This is a genomic window from Actinobacillus minor NM305, from assembly GCF_000175195.1.
GTDB lineage: Bacteria > Pseudomonadota > Gammaproteobacteria > Enterobacterales > Pasteurellaceae > Haemophilus_A > Haemophilus_A minor.
Window position 1 is genome coordinate 1 of the sequence record NZ_ACQL01000167.1, and the last position, 2,836, is coordinate 2,836.

General features: G+C 38.6%; 3 protein-coding genes. All 3 read left to right on the forward strand.

Features of this window, described 5'->3' with window-relative positions; all coding sequences use genetic code 11:
- The first annotated feature begins 108 nt into the window (after positions 1-108).
- The 3 genes from AM305_RS11215 to AM305_RS11225 all read left to right on the forward strand — a co-directional run bounded on the left by AM305_RS11215 (position 109) and on the right by AM305_RS11225 (position 2,734).
- Positions 109-855 carry a ribonuclease T2 family protein gene (locus AM305_RS11215; RefSeq protein WP_005826185.1) on the forward strand — a complete coding sequence of 249 codons (747 nt, stop codon included), beginning with the start codon at positions 109-111 and terminating at the stop codon, positions 853-855.
- 3 nt (positions 856-858) lie between these two features.
- Positions 859-1,353 (forward strand): SprT family zinc-dependent metalloprotease, encoded by a 495-nt coding sequence (locus tag AM305_RS11220; RefSeq protein WP_005826186.1) that lies wholly within the window; start codon positions 859-861, stop codon positions 1,351-1,353.
- Positions 1,354-1,456: 103 nt separating this feature from the next.
- Entirely contained in the window at positions 1,457-2,734 is a 1,278-nt protein-coding gene (locus tag AM305_RS11225; RefSeq protein ID WP_005826187.1) for an NAD(P)/FAD-dependent oxidoreductase, read from the forward strand.
- Positions 2,735-2,836 lie beyond the last annotated feature (102 nt).

Genomic DNA, 2,836 nt, shown 5'->3' on the forward strand with positions numbered 1-2,836 from the left:
TTGAGCTAAATAATGCAACTACTACACAATACAGAAAATTTACGTAAAATCCTTTGCAATTTAGACCGCTTGTTTTTATAGTGTCGCCCTTAAACCTCGGAGAAAATAATGAAATTATCAAAAACAACCCTCAATATAATTATTCTGATCTTTGCGGCGCTTATTTCTTATTTCTTTGGTTCTAAAGAGAAAGAAAAAAGCATTACACCGGCAACGCAAATTCAGACCACAGCTCAAACAACCGCTTCATCGCCAAAAGCGACAATTACCCCTACAACAAAAGCAACAGACTATGATGCGGTTATGGCAGAAGATAATATTGGGCAAAATGCAACAGCACCAGTACATTACTATATGTTAGCTCTCTCTTGGTCACCTTCTTTTTGTGAAAACCAAAAACAAAAAAATGGCGGCTATGTGCCACAACGTCTTAGCTATCAATGTGCCGGCAATCAAAACTTTGGTTGGGTTATTCACGGTTTATGGCCACAGAACAAAAATGCGCGTTCAGTCAATGATCAACCACGTTATTGCCAAGGTGATTTAGCACCACTTTCGCCACAATTACTCGAAAAATATTTACCTGAATCCCCTGGAATGACACTCTTACAAGGGCAATGGGAAAAACATGGGGCTTGTGCTTTTAATAGCGCAGAAGAATATTTTGCAAAACAAAAAGCTCTTTTCCAAAGCCTTACGCTACCTCACTCAGATATGCGTAAAAATGAACTTTTCCGCTGGATGCGAAAAAACAATCCACAGCTAGATCGTGTTTATTTGGGTGCAAGTAAAAATGAACTCTATATTTGTTATGATAAATCTTGGCAGCCGATGGATTGCCCACAATCCCATTAACAAATGACAGATTTACGTATCTTAAAATTACAAGCCTCTCGCCAACTCAAACAAGACTTGGCGAAGGCAAACCTTTACTTTCAGAAAAACTTCCCCCTACCAACACTGAATTATGCCTTAAGAGGCGCAAAGGCGGGTGTTGCTTATTTACAACAAAATGAAATTCGCCTTAATCCAACCTTATTACAAGAAAATGGCGTCGCATTTATTCAACAAGTGATTCCTCATGAATTAGCGCATTTGTTGGTTTATCAGCTTTTTGGACGAGTAAAACCACACGGTAAAGAATGGAAAATGGTCATGGAGCAAGTACTTCACGTACCTGCCGAAATTTATCATCGCTTTGATACTTCAAATGTTGCAAAACACTATCTTTATCAATGTGATTGCCAAACGCATCAACTCTCAGCCAGACGTCATCATGCCATTGTTCATCAACAACGAAGCTACTTCTGCAAAAAATGCAAGAAAACACTCCATTTGATAACTAATTTATAACAATGATTAAAAAATTGTTAAAATGGCTAGACTTTATTTTTAAAGCCCTTACAATTTACTCCAGTTTTATTTTTTGATTTATCACAAATTTTCGGAGTTTTTTATGGAAACAATCGTCATTGTCGGCGGTGGTGCAGGTGGATTAGAACTTGCGACTTATTTAGGTAACAAAATTGGTAAAAAGAAAGCGAACGTGATTCTTATCGATCGCAATAGTACGCATCTTTGGAAGCCTTTATTACATGAAGTAGCAACAGGTTCATTAGATGATGGCACCGATGCGGTGAGCTATCGCGCACATGCAACCCATCATAACTTTTCTTTCCGCCAAGGTACTATGTCCGGCTTAGATCGTGAAAATAAACAAGTGATTATCGCGCCAATTTATAATGAAGAAGGCGAATTGCTTGTAGCAGAGCGCCGCATTGCCTATGATAAATTAGTGCTTGCTATTGGTAGCCAATCAAACGATTTCGGCACCAAAGGTGTAAAAGAAAACTGCTTCTTCCTTGATGGTTCTGAACAAGCCAAAATGTTCCAAAAACGCTTTTTAGAATCGGTATTAAAATTTTCATTTAATGATGATCACGATGTGAAAATTGCTATCGTGGGTGGCGGTGCAACCGGTATTGAGCTTTCAGCCGATCTTTACAATGCGGCAGCTCACTTAAATGATTATGGCTTTGGGAAATTAAAACGTACAAATATCAATGTAACCTTAATTGAAGCTGGTCCTCGTTTAATTCCTGCATTAACAGAAAAAGTATCTGCTGCTGCATTATCTGAATTAACCAAAACCGGGGTAGATGTTCGTTTAAATACGATGGTTACCGAAGCCTTGGAAGATGGACTTATTACCAAAGACGGCGAAAAGATCGAAGCGGATTTAATGGTTTGGGCTGCTGGTGTAAAAGCGCCAGAGTTTACCAAAGAGTTTGGTTTTGAAACGAACCGCTTAAACCAAATTGAAATTAAAGATACGTTACAAACAACGGTCGATGATTCTGTTTATGTGATCGGTGATTGTGCTGCGCTTATTCAAGACGGTAAACCAATTCCACCACGTGCTCAAGCTGCTCATCAAATGGCAAAAGTATGTGGGAAAAATATTGTGGCAGCGTTAGAAGGAAAACCACTTCAAGCATTCAAATTCAACGATAAAGGTTCTCTTTTATCCTTCTCACACTTTGGTACTGTGGGTAACTTAATGGGTAACCTAACCAAAGGCGATATGTTTATTGAAGGAAAAATTGCCCGTATGGCTTACCTTTCACTTTACCGTATGCACCAAGTTGCTTTACATGGCTGGGTTAAAACAGCGTTAATTCTCCTTGTAGGCCAAATTAACCGCTTCTTACGCCCATCAATGAAATTACACTAAAAAACAAGCCACGCAATTGCGTGGCTTTCATTTTTTATAAATGTTATCGACAAAAAAATCCGGCAAGAGCCAGATTTCAGATTACTGACAAACCTTTTTATT

Coding starts and splice junctions, on each gene's coding strand:
- AM305_RS11225 (WP_005826187.1), top strand. CDS start 1,457: ATGGAAACAATCGTCATTGTCGGCGGTGGTGCAGGTGGATTAGAACTT.
- AM305_RS11220 (WP_005826186.1), top strand. CDS start 859: ATGACAGATTTACGTATCTTAAAATTACAAGCCTCTCGCCAACTCAAA.
- AM305_RS11215 (WP_005826185.1), top strand. CDS start 109: ATGAAATTATCAAAAACAACCCTCAATATAATTATTCTGATCTTTGCG.